Raw genomic sequence first — 16,639 nt, 5'->3', positions numbered from 1 at the left:
GTTTTCCAGTATTAGCAAACCTGCTAAGCACATTTCCAAAATAGTAAAACACAAACTGAATTGTATTTAGCATGCCAATAACGCATGCTTATATCCATCTCAGAAAATAATATTACAATGAAAACTAAAATAATACAAATCACCTCTGGTCGTGGACCAGCTGAGTGTTGTTGGGTTGTAGCGCAAGTATTAAAATACTTTATAGCTGATTTAAAACACAATAACATTAATTATAAAATAATACAAAGAGAAAAAGGTATTGAAAACTTGACACTTCAATCCGTCACAATTCAATTACAGGCAAAATCCTTAGATCGGTTTTTAAGCCAATGGATTGGAACAATACAATGGATTGGCGTGTCAGCTTTTAGACCTCAACACAAACGTAAAAACTGGTTTATAGGAATGTATTTAATAAATCAGGATCAAGAGTTTAAAATCAATGACAACGACATTATTTACCAAGCCACAAAAAGCTCTGGACCTGGAGGACAACATGTAAACAAAGTAAGCTCTGCAATAAGAGCCATTCATATACCAACTAAAACACAAGTGTTGGTTATGGATAGTCGCTCTCAGCATCAAAACAAAAAAATTGCTAAAATACGTTTACATGAAAAAGTAAATCAAATGCAGTTGGACCAATTAAAATCTAGTACTAAAAACCAATGGGAAAACCACTTAAATATAGAAAGAGGAAACCCAATACAAATTTTTAAAGGCTCTGATTTTAAAAAAAATACAATTGTAAAAACATTTAAAAAACAACGCAATACCTTAAAAAAAGAATTGCGAAACCAATTAAACAACTAAAAATAATGGACACTAATTTGTTAAATAATTACGTGCTTAAAGCCATAGACGCTTATCCATATGAGCTAGAAGAAACCGTAGAGAATCTAAATTATGCCTTGTCATACCAAAGTAATAACGCTTATGCGTTGTACTTAATGGCACGTTTGCAAGCAGAACAATTTGGAGACTACATAATGGCTAAGCAATATTATGCTGAAGCTTTAGCTAGTAAGATGGATTTTCAGAAAGTCTATCCAAGATACATACAAGTCCTTTTGGATAATGAAGATTTTGATGAAGCCCAAAAACTAATAGATTTTGCCTTAACAATTAAAGGTATTGACAAAGGAAGTATTTGGTGCAAACAAGGTCAGCTTCATGAAATTAAACTAAAACACAAAAAAGCTATTAAAGCACTGAAAACAGCAAAGCAATTTGGATTTAATAACGATTTTATTAGCTATATAGACACAGAGATATCAAGAAATAAAAGCAAGATAAAATCTAATAAGAAAACCTCAAAAAGCAAAACAAAGAAAAAAAAGTGCTGTAATAAGAAGAAAAAACAAAAGTAATTTTAAGTACGCAAAAACATTGCGCAATACTGTATAATATTTGCAGTGTAATTAAAAAGAAGTCTTTTGGAATCTGACTTTAAAAGTAACGCTCTGCTAGATAATGAAGCTAGCAGAGCTTAATAAAAGTTCTTTAAAATATTAAAACTGGAAGTATTGAGCAATTGGTTGGCTCGCCTGACTGTAAATCAGGTCTTTTATTAGCATGTAGGTTCAAGTCCTACTACTTCCACATCAAGTAAGTCTTGTTACGTGTTTCGATATAGCACTATTGTATAAATCCTTGCGGTTTCGCATCAGGTATTTATATCCAACTTGACTTGAAGGCTTTAAGGTTATTTGGCCAAATAAATAATCTCCTCTATGTACACAGGTTCGAATCCTGTCTTCCGTAACAGGAAGTAGCTAAGTCTGGTTAAGCAATAGACAATTTTGTAGGTTCGAGTCCTACCAAAACCAAATGGTTTTGTGGCGAAACGGTAAACGCACTGTATTTAGGTTACAGCAATTAGGATGGACTAAAAATCCATAATTCAACAAAGAAGGTCACTTTAAAAAATAGACCATCATTGTGTGTCTCACATAAAACGACAAAAAACAAAGCAAAGGACGACTAGCTTAAACACTTGTTGTTAAAGCAGTCTAGAAAACACCTTGAAATACAATTGTATTTTAAGACAATTTAGGTTTCCTTTTAAAGATTAACTTTTCATTAAATAGTTTGAAAGTTTTTCAACTAAAAATGATAAATCATCCGCAAAACGTTACTTAAATTACTTTTAATCGCTTGTATTTCCGTAGTTAGAAAGATCGTTGTCTTTTGCTTTGTTTTACCAAGAATAGTCATTTCAGCTAGACTGAAATTCTATTATAAATGTTTAATCATTCTGTAAAAATAAAACGCAGAATAAAAAATTAGAAATCATGAAGAGAGTAAGAATTCATGCAGGCAACGTAGGTTTAGTATTTAAAAATGGTGATTACAAACGTGTCATTACACAAGGCGTACATTGGTTAATGTTTAACGAAAGCGTTATAACATATAGCTTAACATCTGCTTTTAATTCACCAAAAGCATTGGATATCTTACTTAAAGATGATGCTTTGGCAAACAAGTTACATGTTATAGATATTGAAGACAATCAAATAGTATTGGTATATAGCAATAATAACTTTAAACATGTATTAACAGCTGGTCGTCATGCGTATTGGAAAGGAGTAATTGACTACAAATTTATTACGGTAGATTTTAACAATATTACCATTCCAAATACAATTGACAAAGCATTATACACCAATAATGCGTTGCGACAATACATAAGAAGCTTTGAGGTTGCAGCACACGAAAAAGCAGTTATGATTGTAGATGACACGTTTGATAAAATTTTAGACCATGGTACATACCATTTCTGGAGAAACAATCAAACCATCAAAATTGATAAAGCAGATTTACGTCAATTACAATTAGAAATTACTGGTCAAGAGCTATTAACCAAAGACAAAGCAACTGTACGTATTAATTTTTACGCACAATACAAAGTTACAGATATTGAAACTGCGTTAATGCGTAATAAAGATTACGAAAAACAATTGTACACTAATTTACAATTAGCATTAAGATCTTTTGTTGGCACGTATACTCTAGACGAGTTGTTAGAGCAAAAAGATAATATTGCAAAAGCAGTATTAGAAGACGTAAAAACACAAGCTACTAAATTAGGAGTTACTGTGTTACACACAGGTATTAGAGATGTAATTTTACCAGGTGACATGAAAGATATTATGAACCAAGTATTAATAGCTCAGAAAAAAGCACAAGCTAATGTCGTAACAAGACGTGAAGAAACAGCTTCAACCAGAAGCCTATTAAATACTGCAAAATTAATGGAAGACAACACCATGTTGTTTAAGTTAAAAGAAATGGAATATGTAGAAAAAATTGCTGATAAAATTGGCGAAATTACAGTCGCTGGAAACGGTAATGTAATCGAGCAATTAAAAGATATTTTTTCTGTGAATAAGTAAGGTTGTGGCGTAACCCAAACCAAAAAGGGTTTGGGTCGCGCTTTCCGCTAAATCTTTTGCAAAAAAAGCAAAAGGATACCGCATCAATCGCTTACGCAACAATCAGCTAAAATATTATACCACCCAAAAACATGGAAAAACATTTAGTAATTGACGATTTAATAAATACCCAAAAACAATTTTGGCTTGATTTACAAGTACATTGTATTATAGAATGTTGTGGAATAGATGCGCTTGAATTAAATAATTCTCATTTTATAACAATTGTAAATAAATATGGTGCGCTAAATATTATAAAGTATTTCATAAAAATACTTAAACATCTTAATTATTCACTTAACGAATTTGTATCAAGTAAGCTATTAAATATTTACGAAGACAAGATGGATTTTTCTAATAGAATATTAAAGTTATTAGAAAAAATAACAGAAAACAATTATGGAAACAAAGAATAAAATAACAGGAAACGATTTAATCCAATTAGGATTTAGACAAGGAAAATGGATGAAAGACGCCATTACACATATAAATAAGAATCAATTAGACCAAAAGCAAATGGAAACATATTTAGAGCAATTTAAATCTCCAGACCCAATTGCATTACATGTAAAATCAGTAGATTTTTCTATTAATATTAAAGCAGAAAACGACTTAGAAAAAGACAATGTTTTTAAAGTCGTAAACTCTATGCAAACCTTAATGAAAACACCAACATTAGTTGATGGAGCCATTATGCCTGATGCTTGTCCTACAGGTCCAGACGGAACCATTCCAGTTGGTGGAGTTGCAGTTGCAAAAAACGCAATACATCCAGGAATGCATAGTGCAGATATTTGTTGCTCTGTCATGTTAACCGATTTTGGTAAAGCAGATCCAAAAACTATTTTGGATGCTGCACATGCAAATACACATTTTGGTCCAGGAGGAAGAGATAGAGAGAATCAGTTTAGATTCCCTGATGAGTTATTAGATGCTTTTGAGTCTAATAGATTAATTGGTGATAAAGACATGATTAAAATGGCAAGAGCACATTTAGGAACTCAAGGAGATGGTAACCACTTTTTGTTTGTTGGTCAATCTAAAAAAACAGGAAACACCATGATGATTACGCATCATGGATCTAGAGGTCCTGGAGCAAGATTATATACCAAAGGAATGAAAATTGCAGAACGTTTTAGAAAAGAGTTATCTCCAGATACAATGAAACAAAACGCGTGGATTCCTTTTAATACAGAAGAAGGTCAAACGTATTGGGAAGCTTTACAAGTTATAAGACAATGGACAAAAACAAACCACGAAGTATTGCATAATGCTGTAGCTGAAACTTTAGATATTGAAATTGAAAACAGATACTGGAACGAACACAACTTTGTGTTTAAAGATGGCGATTTGTTTTACCACGCAAAAGGAGCAACACCTTTAGATGCTAAGTTTATGCCTGACATTACTGGTCCAAGATTAATACCTTTAAACATGAGTGAACCTGTTTTAATTGTGGAAGGAAACACCACTAAATCTAATCTAGGTTTTGCACCTCATGGAGCTGGTAGAAATATTAGCAGAACACAGCACAGAAAAAGTAAAACTGGTACAATTATGCAAATTTTTAAAGAAGAAACTAAAGGTTTAGATGTTAGATTTTTCTCTAAAGAAATTGATATTACCGAGCTACCAAGTGCATACAAAAACGCACAAACCGTTAGAAACCAAATGGAAGAATACGGTTTAGGTAAAGTTATTGACCAAGTTATGCCTTACGGTTGTATTATGGCTGGAGATTGGCAGAAAAATGCACCTTGGAGAATTAAAAGAGACAAGAAAAAACAAAGAAATAGAAAGTAAATTTTAGAAGGGAAAAGTAGGCTGATTTAGGTTGGTCTGCTTTTTGTATTAATATACCTCTGTAATAGTAAACTCTTGCTCTCTAAACACAATATTATCTCCAATAGTTTTACCCAATAATAATTGTGCAATTGGTGTATTAGCTGCAATAGCGTAAAATTTATTACTATCCACTTGTAACTCTCCAGCACTAATAGCAATATAATAATTAGCTTTAGTTGTAAACACAACACTACCTAAACCAATAATTTTAGAATGCTTTTCGGTACTTATTTTAACTAGCAATTGATTTACTTTTTGGATTTGCGCTAACTGCTTACCAGCCTTTTCACGTTCTAATTGTACCATTGCACGACCCGTTTCGTGTTTATCTCCTGCACTACTTTTAGTTTCAGAAGTTAACGATTCTTGTAACTCTTCAATTGTGTTACTAATTATATCTAATCTGTTTTGTGTAAACTGGACACATTGATTATGTAAACTAGATTTAATCTTTTGAGTTGTTTTCATCTTCAATTTTATAATTTAAAGCACCATAAAAATTCATCTGTGTTGTAATCCAGGTCTTTCTTGATGCTATGTATTTGGTCACAGGATTAGCCTTATATTTCCTAGGACTTGGTAATATAGCAGCAATTGCAGAGGCTTCTAATTTTGATAATTTAGAAGCAGGTTTTTTAAACCAATAATGTGCAGCAGCTTCTGCACCATAAATACCATTTCCCATTTCGATGCTATTTAAATAGACTTCCATGATACGTTGTTTGGACCAAGTCAACTCTATTAAAAACGTAAAATAAGTTTCTAAACCTTTACGCAACCAGCTTCTTTCTGGCCATAAAAACACATTTTTAGCTGTTTGTTGACTTATTGTACTTCCGCCTTTTATACGTTTTCCTTTTTTATTGTCTTGGTAAGCTTTTTCAATAGCCTTTAAATTAAACCCATTATGTTTTACAAACGTTTGATCTTCGCTACAAATAACTGCTAACTGTAAGTTTTTTGATATACTTTCAATAGGTTGCCAATCGTGCTTTAAAACTTTAGGACTATCTTTTTCAAAATATCTTATAACCATCAAAGGTGTTATTGGCACTGGAAACCACTTAAAAACTAATACTAATCCAAAAGTTATTATAACAAACCAAACTGCTATTTTAGCCAAAAATCTAAAAAATCTATTCATTAGTTTAATTAATAAGGTTTGCTAAATCTTCACCAATCAAGCTACCAATAGCGACTCCCATTCCGCCTAAACGCACACCACAATAGACGTGATTACTAAGCTGTTTTACAATTGGCTTTTTTTGATGTCCAACTCCCATAATTCCGCTCCAGCGATAATCAATTTCAAAATTAGTGGCAGGTAAAATAGTAGACTTTAAAAGCGATTCAAGTTTATTTTGTATTAAATCTGTTTGATTTAAATCCGTCGTTTCTTCAGCTTTAAAATCTAAATTTCGACCACCTCCAAAAAGGATCCGATTGTCAATATTTCTGAAATAATAATACCCTTCATCCAAATGAAAAGTTCCTTTTACATGAAGATTTTTAATTGGTTTTGTTATTAAAACCTGAGCTCTAGCTGGTTTAACTTTTGGTATATTTAAACCCGAAGCAAAACCATTTGTTGCAATTAATAATTTTGAAGTTGAAAAACTAAATTGATTAGTTTCTATTTTTACAGCATTTGTATCCTCTGAAAAATTAGTTACCAAAATATTATTTAAAATTTTAATGTCATTTAAGCGTACTTTACGCAGCAAAGCCTCCATCATTAATCCTGTGTCTATTTGTCCCTCAAATTGATTAAAACTGTACTGAGATTTGATGTTTTTAAAGCCAAAGGCATTAGGTTTTAAACTAAAAACAGGCTTTTTAAAAATTGGACTCAATAATGCATTAACCTCGTTTAGTTTAGCTTCACATGTTTCAAATAAACTAGTGTCTTCTGTAAAAAGCTCATAACCTCCTAATTCTTGATAATTTATAGTTTTATCACCTAAATTATCTCTTAATTTTTGTAAGCCTTTTTTTCGGTTGTTAACCAAATCTATAACCTCTTGCTCTGTGTGAGTTTTAAGGTCATCAATAATTTCGCTTAAGCTTCCATAACAAGCAAAACCAGCATTTTTGGTACTTGCACCTTGTGGTAAAGTCCCTTTTTCAAGAACTAAAATATTAGCTTTAGGAAAACGTTTTTTAAGTTGTAATGCGCAATTTAAACCTACAATACCACTACCAACAATAGTATAATCTACGTTGGTTAACCATGATTTAATTTCCCAGTAACTTAATGTCATTGTAGCAAGGTAGTAAATAGTTTATTGTTTTAAACTAAAAATAAACTGAGCCAAAGCATTAATGTTTTTATCTTTTAAATCTATTTGACCTTCAATTGCAATGGTTTCATCTGGATTACTAACTCCTGTAATGGTTAAGTTTTCAAGTTTATCAAAATAGGTGTTTAATAACGGAAAATAATTTTGTTGCTGCAGTTTTTCAAAATCTATATTAAAATCTAAAACATTAGAGGATTTGATATTTAGAGGTGCGTAATTTTTATTTAAGTCTGTACTAGCGTACAATCCGTTGTCTGTAGCATCAATTTTAAATTGATATAAAGGAAACACTCTTTTACTTAATTTACCTTGTCTAATTATTGTTAATTTCTCTAAATAATTATATAATTTTTGTCCTAGTGATGACAACTGAACATTAATTTCTGGCACTTGCTTTTGTACAGCTGATACAGTTTCGACTTTTTCAAAATCATCATTATACTCGTAAGACACTACAGAATCTGTTTGATAGGTTGCCTTAGCGACTTCTAATGCTAAATGCCCATTATAATACGTGTTTAAACTATCTGTATCCACATCTTGATTATTATGTTTAAATGACACATAATTGATAGTGGATACTAAATTAAGATCTAAAGTTATGCTAGCATCCTCTGAAAATGTTGTTCCAGACAACGTTTTTGGAACATCAAAAAATTGAGACAACACCAAATTACCATTTAACTGTGCTTGACCTGATTTAAAGTTTATATCTAAATTATTATCCTTTGTCAAATAACTGATATGCGAGTCTGCATCTTTAATTTTAGACCACAATTCACCATTACTATCTAACGATTTACCTTCTACCAAAAGCTCTTGAAAAACTTGATTAACATCTGTTGGTTGGTCACTATAAGCTAATACACAACGGTTGTTGTTATAAGCAATTTGTAAGGTGTTACTTGTATTACTTGATACGACATAGTTAGCTTGAGACCTAAAGTTTACAATTTTAAATTTTTGTGAAATAAAGTTTTTAAAGTCAGATGAATCTGAAATTTTTAAAGATGAAAATACAGATGTTTTAGGTTGGTTTTTTATAGTATATAAAAAGATATTAGAAGGAATATTAAACCCTTTACCTTGATCTGGACCATCTTCTTCAATCGTATCTTTTTCTGTTTTATTTTGAAGGTAAAAATCACTATTAGTTATAGCATTAACAAGCATTGATTGACCAATACCATCAATATCTATTTTAACAATCTGATCTGCGTTTTCATGTATCACATCTTTATATGACTTATAATCACGAAACATTAAAAACCCTTTAAAAACTAAGAGCAGCACTATTATAATAATGGCTGCTCTTTTTATAACTTTTTTAAAATTCATTGAGTTTTACTTTGCTATATTTTCAATAATATCAAAAATATATTTTAATGCATTTTCTTGGCTTGATGGCACACCTATTACCATATTTGTATTAACAGTATTTCCTTTAATTTTTGAAGCTGTTATGTATGCATCTTCAGAAGTGTTTAAAAACCACTCTAATTTACCTGATCTATCAATTCCCATTTCTTCAATTGGTAATTGATCTGCTAATTGTTGTGCACTAACATACATTGAATAGTTGTTTTTCGACATAATATTTTTATGTTTACTTGACACTTTAGCATTAAAAGTACCTGTTACTATCTTTTTCATCTCTACAGCTGACGTACCAACAAATATGATATCATCCTTGATTAAAAAATGTAATGATATTGGACTGCTTTTTTCTTTAAAAGTATAAAAGCCATCATTAAATGTTACAAACTCTTTATTTTTTGAGTATTTAATTAATTTAGTAATTATTTCAGAATCATCACTTGAAGCCATTAATAAAAAATCTGGTAATGTTTCTGTTTTCTTTTTTTCAACTTCAACATATTCGTAATCATCATTATACTCATAAGTTGTATATGTTACTTCTTGTTTAGAAATACCAGATAATAAAAACAACATATCTCCTTTAAGTACCTCTGCAACTGCTTCTTCATCTAATAACAATGAAAACAAATCAATTGCCAATACAGCCTCTTCACCATAATATGGCATATTTTGATAAATAGATTTCATTAATTTTGGATACTCTTCTAACATTGCTTTAGTATCCATAGCATAACTCATGTATGCAATCATTTTATCTTCATTAACATAATCAAAAAACTTTTTATTAAGTTTTCTAGAGCTCATTTTTTTATAGCTTTTAGCCATCATATCTGACATCGTGTACTTTGTATTAAGCATCATTTTGTCATCCTCCAAAAATAACTTTGCAGTTAAATTATTGTCTGCATACATCGCTCCTAAATTAAATCCTGCTAAATCTCTAAAATAAGCAGATCCTAGCATTTGAGAATATATTTTACCAAAATCGTTTACCCATAAAGTCGCTTCTGCTGTATTATCAATACTACTTAAATAAGATTTATTTTTTAGTATAGAATTAGCTTCGATTTGTAATAAAACTTCTTTTGCTTTTTTTAAATCCCACTGTTTAGACAATGTTCTTTTAATATCATAATTATTATTATAGCTATCATAATAATTATAAGTATTATTATCTTCTGTAGACTCTATAACTGTTTCTTCGATTTCTTCTTCTTCATAGATCTCTTCAGAAGCTTCCTTAACTGTTTCTGCTTCTTCAACCTCTATTGCTTCTGTTACAGCATCATCTGTGTAACCATAAATATTATCAGGCTTAAGACCATAACGTTTGGCTACTGTTTTATCATTAAAATAAGAATCAACAAGCGATCCTTCTACAATTACCAATGTATTATCATTCCAGATAATACCGCCTTCGCTATTATCTTTAAAAGATCGGATTCCGTTATTATTAACAAATTCATGTCGACTATTTGTGTTTTTGACAAAGGCATCAAATTTATCACCATTACTTACAGGAATAATAAAAGCATTATACATAATACTATCATTTACCTGAAAAAAGTAATGAGAGGATGCTTTAATGTTAATTCCAAAATCTTCAATACTACTATAATCAGCTTCTTTTCTAGAAAGCTCTTTAAGCATCTCTTGCATGACAAAAGAGTTATTCAACTCTTCAATAGACATTAACTGTGTTAAGTTCTCTCCTTTTATGGATGCTACAATTGATGCCTCTTTTGGGACTTTTGTTATAGTGTTTTGTGCAAATACAATTGATGCTGTAAACAGCATTACTGCTGTAAATAATTTTTTCATTTAATTTCGAATATTAAGTTTAAGTGTTGGTTATTTTATTTTGATAATTTTATTTGAGTACTTAAGTTTCCGCTTCCGTCAATAATTTCCATAGCATTTAGACGTTGCATAACTGCTTTTTTAGATTTAGAAACTTTAGCTTTTGGGTTGTTTTGAGACAATACAGTTTTATCAAATCTATAAATAGCTGTATATGATGCATCATCAAACACTTTTTTATTTTTACTATTTAATTTGCTGTATTGTTTTTTAATCTGATCAGAATAAGTATATTTTCTTTTAAATTGACTGTTATTTTTATCAAAAAAATAAGATGAAATCACCATTTTATTTTTTTGTTTATTGGATACATTAGTCGCAATCTTATTTATCTTGTCTACATCTTTAAAATTACATTTAACCGAAAAAATAAAGTTTTCATAATCGGCAGTTTTAGTAACATTTGTAATACCGTCAGCTTTATTAAGCTCGGCAACAATATCGTTTAACCCTTTTTGAATATCTTGTCTTGAGGGTACTTTATATCCATTTATTGAATCTAACAACATGATTGAAGCAATCTTGGACTTGCTTTTACTTAAGTTAAGCGTGTAAGTCATGGTTCCAGAACCGTCACTTTTAAGATCTATTTCCTCTATGACTTCAAAACAAGAGGTTATTGTTATTAGTGTTACTAGTAAAACACAGATTTTAAATAAGTTATATGGTTTCATAAAAGCGATTTTTTTTGAAAAATCAAATATACAGAGGTTTTAGTTTATAAATAAAAAAACTCCGAAAGAGATTTCGGAGTTTTAATTTTATTTAATTTTCTTCTTGCTTTTGCATGACAAAATCTTCCATGAATTTTGTAGTATAATTACCAGCAATATAATCAGGATGATCCATTAACTGTCTATGAAAAGGTATTGTTGTTTTTATACCTTCAATAACAAACTCATCTAAAGCACGTTTCATTTTGTTAATTGCTTCTTCACGTGTTTGTGCAGTAGTAATTAACTTTGCAATCATCGAGTCGTAGTTTGGCGGAATACTATATCCTGCGTAAACATGTGTATCTAGACGTACACCATGTCCACCTGGAGCATGTAATGTAGTGATTTTTCCCGGAGAAGGACGGAAGTCATTAAAAGGATCTTCAGCGTTTATACGACACTCGATTGAATGTAAATTTGGAGTATAATTTTTACCCGAAATTGGCACACCAGCTGCTACTAATATTTGCTCACGGATTAGGTCAAAATCAATTACTTGTTCAGTAATTGGATGCTCAACTTGAATACGTGTATTCATTTCCATGAAATAAAAGTTTCTGTGTTTATCCACTAAAAACTCAACAGTTCCTGCACCTTCGTATTTTATGTATTCGGCTGCTTTGACAGCTGCTTCACCCATTTTTTTACGCAATGCTGTTGTCATAAAAGGAGAAGGAACTTCTTCTGTTAATTTTTGGTGACGACGTTGTACAGAACAATCTCTTTCTGATAAGTGACAAGCTTTACCAGTACTATCTCCTACAATTTGTATTTCAATATGACGTGGCTCTTCAATAAGTTTTTCCATGTACATATCATCATTTCCAAAAGCAGCTTTTGACTCTGTTCTAGCAGACTCCCAAGCGTTTTGCAAATCTTCTTCTTTCCATACAGCACGCATCCCTTTACCTCCACCTCCAGCAGAAGCTTTTAGCATGACTGGATAACCGGTTTCTTTAGCTACTTTTACACAGTCTTCAAAGTTTTCTATAACTCCTTCACTTCCTGGGACAACAGGTACTCCTGCAGCAATCATTGTTGCTTTTGCATTAGCTTTATCTCCCATTCTGTCAATCATTTCTTCAGAGGCACCAATAAATTTGATTTGGTGTTCTTCACAAATTTTAGAAAATTTTGCGTTTTCAGATAAAAATCCATAACCTGGATGTATGGCATCTGCATTTGTAATTTCTGCTGCTGCAATAATGTTTGACATTTTCAAATAAGACTCGCTACTAGCTGCTGGTCCTATACAAACTGCTTCATCAGCAAATTTAACGTGTAGGCTTTCTGCATCAGCAGTACTATATACTGCTACTGTTTTAATGCCCATTTCTTTACAGGTTCTAATAACACGTAATGCTATTTCACCTCTATTGGCTATTAATACTTTTTTAAACATCTTTTTTAAATTAGATAATTAGACAATTGGATTATTTGATAATTAAAACTGTTTAAACAGTATTAATTCTAATAATCTAAAATTAAGATGGGTCTACTAAAAATAATGGTTGATCAAACTCTACAGGTGAAGAATCGTCAACTAAAATTTTAACTATTTTACCTGATACTTCAGATTCTATTTCGTTAAATAATTTCATAGCTTCAATTATACAAAGCACATCACCTTCACCAATAGTTTGCCCTACTTCTACAAATAATGGTTTATCAGGGGATGGTTTTCTATAAAACGTACCTATTATTGGTGATTTTACTGTAATATATTTAGAGTTTTCTTCTGCTTTAGGAGCTGCTGTTTCTGGCGCTGCAGGTGTTGCTACTGGAGCAGGTTGCATAGCTTGCTGCATTGGCATTTGTGCTTGCATTGGCACTTGTTGGACATACGTTGTTTCTGTCTCAGAACCAGTTCTGATAGTTATTTTTACATCGTCAGTTTCTAATTTAACCTCACTTGCTCCTGATTTTGCAACAAATTTAATTAAGTTTTGAATGTCTTTTAAATCCATAATTATAAGTTATTAATTAAGTTTTTTAGTTAGTTTATGAGTTGTAAGCCCATTTTAGATATATTGAGCCCCAAGTAAATCCACCTCCAAAAGCAGCAAACACTAGGTTGTCTCCTTTTTTAAGTTTAGATTCAAAATCGTTAAGTAATAATGGTAAAGTTGCAGATGTTGTATTACCGTATCTGTGTATGTTTTTTAAGACTTTATCGTCTTGTAAGTTCATTCTGTTAGCTGTAGCGTCAATGATGCGCATGTTAGCTTGGTGTGGCACTAACCATGATACATCATCATGAGATAAGTTATTACGTTGCATTATTTTTTCGCAAACGTCTGCCATATTTGAAACCGCAAACTTAAATACCGTACGTCCATCTTGGTGTACAAAATGTTGTTTGTTGTCTAGGGTTTCTTGAGATGGAGGTAATATTGACCCTCCTGCTTCTATTTTTAAAAACTCGCGTCCTGTACCGTCACTTCTTAGATATTCATCTTGAAATCCTAAACCTTCTGTATTTGGCTCTAGCAAGACTGCTCCAGCTCCATCTCCAAAAATAATACAGGTTGCACGATCTGTGTAGTCTATAATAGAAGACATTTTGTCTGCACCTATAAGTAACACTTTTTTATATCGTCCAGATTCTATATAACTTGTTGCTGTAGATAATCCGTATAAAAAACTAGAACATGCTGCCTGTAAGTCATAGGCAAAAGCATTAGTTGCTCCAATTTGTGTAGCAGTATACACTGCAGTTGAAGCTACAGGCATATCTGGAGTAGCAGTAGCTACTATAACTAAATCTATCTCTTTTGGATCTAGATTTTGTTTTTTCAGCAGGTCTTTAGCTGCGTTTATGGCTAAGAAAGAGGTTCCTTGGCCTTCTTCCTTAAGGATTCTACGCTCCTTAATACCTGTTCTGGAGGTAATCCATTCGTCATTAGTATCTACAAGGGTTTCTAATACCTTATTAGATAAAACATAGTCTGGCACATAGGCACCAACAGCAGTAATTGCAGCAGAGATCTTGCTCATATTTTAGCTATTTTAGTCAAAAAAAGGTCTAAAAATGACCCTATTCAACTTAATTTTATTAAAATTAGTCATTTACCGACTATTTCGTGCAAAGTAAATGCTTTTTAACGTAAAGAAAAACAAATCATAAAAAAAACGCCCACAAGTGAGCGTTTTATTGTATGCGTGCATAGTAATTATGCTACGTTTTCTTCTACTGAATTGTCAATTAAAACTTGACCTCTGTAGTAAAGTTTTCCTTCACTCCAGTGAGCTCTATGGTATAAATGAGCTTCACCAGTTGTTGGGCAAGTTGCAATTTGTGGCGCAGTTGCTTTATAATGTGTTCTTCTCTTATCTCTTCTTGTTTTCGAGATTTTTCTTTTAGGATGTGCCATTTTATATAATTATTTATCCGTTAATAGTTTTTTTAATGTATTCCAACGAGGATCTGTTTCCTCTTTGTCTTCTTTTTTATCTTTTAGCTTTGGGCTAAGTTCTTCTAATTTATCTAATATTTCAGAATCTAACGTTCCGTCTTCAACACCTGGATGAATACGCTTACTAGGTAGTGCTAACACTACTAATTCATAAATATACTGTTGTACATTTATTTCATATTCACCATGAGGAATAATTAATATATCAATGTGATCATCGTTATATTCTTCCCCAAATTTTATTACCAAATCAAACTGATTTGCTATTGGTAGGTCAAAAGGCTCATTAGTAACATCACAATTGACATTAACTGTTCCTGAAACTTGAAAATTTAACTCTAGTAAAGTTGCTTTTTTTTCTAAAAGCAAATCTACTTTAATATCACAGGAGTTAAAATCCTCATATTCAAAATGATCAAAGAACGCTTGTTCAATTTTATAGTCAAAATGATGTTTCCCTACTTTTAAACCTACAAATGGTATTGTAAATTCTTTTAATTGCTTCATTACCACATCTGTTTTGAGCCTGCAAATATATAAAATTTTCTTTACTTCTAAGACTTATAAACATTTTTTTGTTTATATCTTTCTTTTAGAGAATCTTAATGGGTTTTTATTAAGCTCTTGATATTCTTTTCTATTATTAAATATATGTATTCCTGTAAAGATTGCTTCTTTAAAAGAATTTACATCTGCAGTACCTTTTCCTGCTATTTCATAGGCTGTACCGTGATCTGGACTAGTTCGCACACGATTTAAGCCTGCTGTATAATTTACACCTTGACCAAAAGATAATGTTTTAAATGGTATTAATCCTTGGTCGTGATAAGAAGCTATAATGGCGTCAAAGTTTTTATAATTATCAGATCCAAAAAAGCTATCTGCTGCATATGGACCAAAAACCAGCTTACCTGAAGCTTTAATTTTTTGTAAAGTTGGCCTTAAAACAGTATCATCCTCTTCTCCAATAACACCATTATCTCCTGTATGTGGATTAATACCTAGTACTGCTATTTTAGGTTTATTAATTTTAAAATCTTGTTTTAAAGAATTATAAACTGTTTCTACCTTTTTTTCAATAAGTTCTGGTGTAATATGTGTTGCAACATCTTTAACAGGTACATGATCTGTTAATAGTCCAACCCTTAATCCTTCTGAGACCATAAACATTAAACTATCACCTTCTAATTCTTGATTTAAATAATCTGTATGTCCTGGAAATTTAAAAGATTCCGATTGAATATTATGTTTGTTTATTGGTGCTGTGACCAATACATCAATTGTGTTTTCTTTTAACGCTTTTGTAGCTTCTTCAAGAGATTTAATAGAATAAGCTCCTATTTTTTTATCCTCTTGACCAAATTTAATAATCACATTTTCTTTCCAGCAATTTAAAACATTAACACGACCAGGAATAGCCTGATTTACATTATGTATACCATTTAAATTAATATTTAATTTAAAATGGTTTTTAACAAAACTCATAGTTTTAATAGAGGCAAAAATAATAGGTGTACAAAAATCTAACATTCTATTATCTTCAAAAATCCTTAAGACAATTTCTGCTCCAATACCGTTTAAATCTCCAATCGAGATTCCTAATTTAATATTTTCTTCTTTCTTCATTAATACTACTAACTATTGTTTGTAAATTTACCAAAGCAAATTTAACCAAATAATACGATTAA

The 16,639-nt window shown here is 31.2% G+C and carries 17 protein-coding genes and 1 tRNA gene; 6 read left to right on the top strand and 12 right to left on the bottom strand.

The features are described from left to right. The first annotated feature begins 117 nt into the window (after positions 1 to 117). From prfH to ITB9_RS11790, 6 genes are all read left to right on the top strand, one after another. Complete coding sequence (gene prfH, locus ITB9_RS11815; protein ID WP_054852424.1) at positions 118 to 813, top strand: peptide chain release factor H; 696 nt, start codon at positions 118 to 120, stop codon at positions 811 to 813. 5 nt (positions 814 to 818) lie between these two features. Next, the gene (locus ITB9_RS11810) at positions 819 to 1,370 is read left to right on the top strand and encodes a hypothetical protein (protein WP_054852393.1); all 552 of its coding nucleotides are present in this window, start codon (positions 819 to 821) and stop codon (positions 1,368 to 1,370) included. 149 nt (positions 1,371 to 1,519) lie between these two features. Beyond that, positions 1,520 to 1,602, top strand: a tRNA-Tyr gene (locus ITB9_RS11805). 692 nt (positions 1,603 to 2,294) lie between these two features. Then, positions 2,295 to 3,395, top strand: coding sequence for a slipin family protein (locus ITB9_RS11800; protein WP_054852392.1), 1,101 nt, complete (start codon positions 2,295 to 2,297; stop codon positions 3,393 to 3,395). 131 nt (positions 3,396 to 3,526) lie between these two features. Continuing rightward, on the top strand, positions 3,527 to 3,850 hold the full coding sequence (locus tag ITB9_RS11795; RefSeq protein WP_054852391.1) for a DUF6331 family protein: 324 nt from the start codon (positions 3,527 to 3,529) through the stop codon (positions 3,848 to 3,850). Next, positions 3,834 to 5,237, top strand: coding sequence for an RtcB family protein (locus ITB9_RS11790; RefSeq protein WP_054852390.1), 1,404 nt, complete (start codon positions 3,834 to 3,836; stop codon positions 5,235 to 5,237). Before ITB9_RS11795 ends, ITB9_RS11790 begins: the two co-directional genes overlap by 17 nt. Before the next feature lie 48 nt (positions 5,238 to 5,285). Here the strand turns inward: ITB9_RS11790 and ITB9_RS11785 are convergent, their stop codons facing one another. The 12 genes from ITB9_RS11785 to pdxA form a co-directional block, all read right to left on the bottom strand. Further along, complete coding sequence (locus ITB9_RS11785; RefSeq protein WP_054852389.1) at positions 5,286 to 5,747, bottom strand: hypothetical protein; 462 nt, start codon at positions 5,745 to 5,747, stop codon at positions 5,286 to 5,288. Further along, positions 5,725 to 6,423, bottom strand: a complete 699-nt coding sequence (gene mtgA / locus ITB9_RS11780; protein ID WP_054852388.1) for a monofunctional biosynthetic peptidoglycan transglycosylase — start codon at positions 6,421 to 6,423, stop codon at positions 5,725 to 5,727. The genes ITB9_RS11785 and mtgA overlap by 23 nt, the downstream gene beginning before the upstream one ends. 4 nt (positions 6,424 to 6,427) lie before the next feature. Beyond that, positions 6,428 to 7,540 carry an FAD-binding oxidoreductase gene (locus tag ITB9_RS11775; RefSeq protein ID WP_054852387.1) on the bottom strand — a complete coding sequence of 371 codons (1,113 nt, stop codon included), beginning with the start codon at positions 7,538 to 7,540 and terminating at the stop codon, positions 6,428 to 6,430. A gap of 21 nt (positions 7,541 to 7,561) precedes the next feature. Beyond that, entirely contained in the window at positions 7,562 to 8,917 is a 1,356-nt protein-coding gene (locus ITB9_RS11770) for a hypothetical protein (protein ID WP_054852386.1), read from the bottom strand. 6 nt (positions 8,918 to 8,923) lie between these two features. Next, positions 8,924 to 10,780, bottom strand: coding sequence for a hypothetical protein (locus ITB9_RS11765; RefSeq protein ID WP_054852385.1), 1,857 nt, complete (start codon positions 10,778 to 10,780; stop codon positions 8,924 to 8,926). A gap of 35 nt (positions 10,781 to 10,815) precedes the next feature. After that, on the bottom strand, positions 10,816 to 11,493 hold the full coding sequence (locus tag ITB9_RS11760) for a hypothetical protein (RefSeq protein WP_054852384.1): 678 nt from the start codon (positions 11,491 to 11,493) through the stop codon (positions 10,816 to 10,818). A gap of 91 nt (positions 11,494 to 11,584) precedes the next feature. After that, positions 11,585 to 12,937 carry an acetyl-CoA carboxylase biotin carboxylase subunit gene (accC, locus tag ITB9_RS11755; protein WP_028288942.1) on the bottom strand — a complete coding sequence of 451 codons (1,353 nt, stop codon included), beginning with the start codon at positions 12,935 to 12,937 and terminating at the stop codon, positions 11,585 to 11,587. A gap of 82 nt (positions 12,938 to 13,019) precedes the next feature. Beyond that, a complete protein-coding gene (gene accB / locus ITB9_RS11750; RefSeq protein ID WP_028288941.1) occupies positions 13,020 to 13,502 on the bottom strand; it encodes an acetyl-CoA carboxylase biotin carboxyl carrier protein in 483 nt (160 codons plus the stop codon). A gap of 34 nt (positions 13,503 to 13,536) precedes the next feature. After that, positions 13,537 to 14,532 (bottom strand): beta-ketoacyl-ACP synthase III, encoded by a 996-nt coding sequence (locus ITB9_RS11745; RefSeq protein WP_028288940.1) that lies wholly within the window; start codon positions 14,530 to 14,532, stop codon positions 13,537 to 13,539. Between the two features lie 176 nt (positions 14,533 to 14,708). Further along, the gene (rpmF, locus tag ITB9_RS11740) at positions 14,709 to 14,909 is read right to left on the bottom strand and encodes a 50S ribosomal protein L32 (protein WP_027879374.1); all 201 of its coding nucleotides are present in this window, start codon (positions 14,907 to 14,909) and stop codon (positions 14,709 to 14,711) included. Positions 14,910 to 14,918: 9 nt separating this feature from the next. Next, positions 14,919 to 15,458: a DUF177 domain-containing protein gene (locus ITB9_RS11735; protein WP_054852383.1), complete on the bottom strand. Its 540-nt coding sequence runs from the start codon at positions 15,456 to 15,458 to the stop codon at positions 14,919 to 14,921. A gap of 72 nt (positions 15,459 to 15,530) precedes the next feature. After that, entirely contained in the window at positions 15,531 to 16,577 is a 1,047-nt protein-coding gene (gene pdxA / locus ITB9_RS11730) for a 4-hydroxythreonine-4-phosphate dehydrogenase PdxA (protein WP_054852382.1), read from the bottom strand. Positions 16,578 to 16,639 lie beyond the last annotated feature (62 nt).

Origin of the sequence: Olleya sp. ITB9, assembly GCF_001315805.1 — a bacterium.
Lineage (GTDB): Bacteria > Bacteroidota > Bacteroidia > Flavobacteriales > Flavobacteriaceae > Olleya > Olleya sediminilitoris.
The sequence above is the reverse complement of the archived record's forward strand: the minus strand, read 5'-3'. Positions and strand labels throughout refer to the sequence as shown.

Coding starts and splice junctions, on each gene's coding strand:
- prfH (WP_054852424.1), top strand. CDS start 118: ATGAAAACTAAAATAATACAAATCACCTCTGGTCGTGGACCAGCTGAG.
- ITB9_RS11810 (WP_054852393.1), top strand. CDS start 819: ATGGACACTAATTTGTTAAATAATTACGTGCTTAAAGCCATAGACGCT.
- ITB9_RS11800 (WP_054852392.1), top strand. CDS start 2,295: ATGAAGAGAGTAAGAATTCATGCAGGCAACGTAGGTTTAGTATTTAAA.
- ITB9_RS11795 (WP_054852391.1), top strand. CDS start 3,527: ATGGAAAAACATTTAGTAATTGACGATTTAATAAATACCCAAAAACAA.
- ITB9_RS11790 (WP_054852390.1), top strand. CDS start 3,834: ATGGAAACAAAGAATAAAATAACAGGAAACGATTTAATCCAATTAGGA.
- ITB9_RS11785 (WP_054852389.1), bottom strand. CDS start 5,747: ATGAAAACAACTCAAAAGATTAAATCTAGTTTACATAATCAATGTGTC.
- mtgA (WP_054852388.1), bottom strand. CDS start 6,423: ATGAATAGATTTTTTAGATTTTTGGCTAAAATAGCAGTTTGGTTTGTT.
- ITB9_RS11775 (WP_054852387.1), bottom strand. CDS start 7,540: ATGACATTAAGTTACTGGGAAATTAAATCATGGTTAACCAACGTAGAT.
- ITB9_RS11770 (WP_054852386.1), bottom strand. CDS start 8,917: ATGAATTTTAAAAAAGTTATAAAAAGAGCAGCCATTATTATAATAGTG.
- ITB9_RS11765 (WP_054852385.1), bottom strand. CDS start 10,780: ATGAAAAAATTATTTACAGCAGTAATGCTGTTTACAGCATCAATTGTA.
- ITB9_RS11760 (WP_054852384.1), bottom strand. CDS start 11,493: ATGAAACCATATAACTTATTTAAAATCTGTGTTTTACTAGTAACACTA.
- accC (WP_028288942.1), bottom strand. CDS start 12,937: ATGTTTAAAAAAGTATTAATAGCCAATAGAGGTGAAATAGCATTACGT.
- accB (WP_028288941.1), bottom strand. CDS start 13,502: ATGGATTTAAAAGACATTCAAAACTTAATTAAATTTGTTGCAAAATCA.
- ITB9_RS11745 (WP_028288940.1), bottom strand. CDS start 14,532: ATGAGCAAGATCTCTGCTGCAATTACTGCTGTTGGTGCCTATGTGCCA.
- rpmF (WP_027879374.1), bottom strand. CDS start 14,909: ATGGCACATCCTAAAAGAAAAATCTCGAAAACAAGAAGAGATAAGAGA.
- ITB9_RS11735 (WP_054852383.1), bottom strand. CDS start 15,458: ATGAAGCAATTAAAAGAATTTACAATACCATTTGTAGGTTTAAAAGTA.
- pdxA (WP_054852382.1), bottom strand. CDS start 16,577: ATGAAGAAAGAAGAAAATATTAAATTAGGAATCTCGATTGGAGATTTA.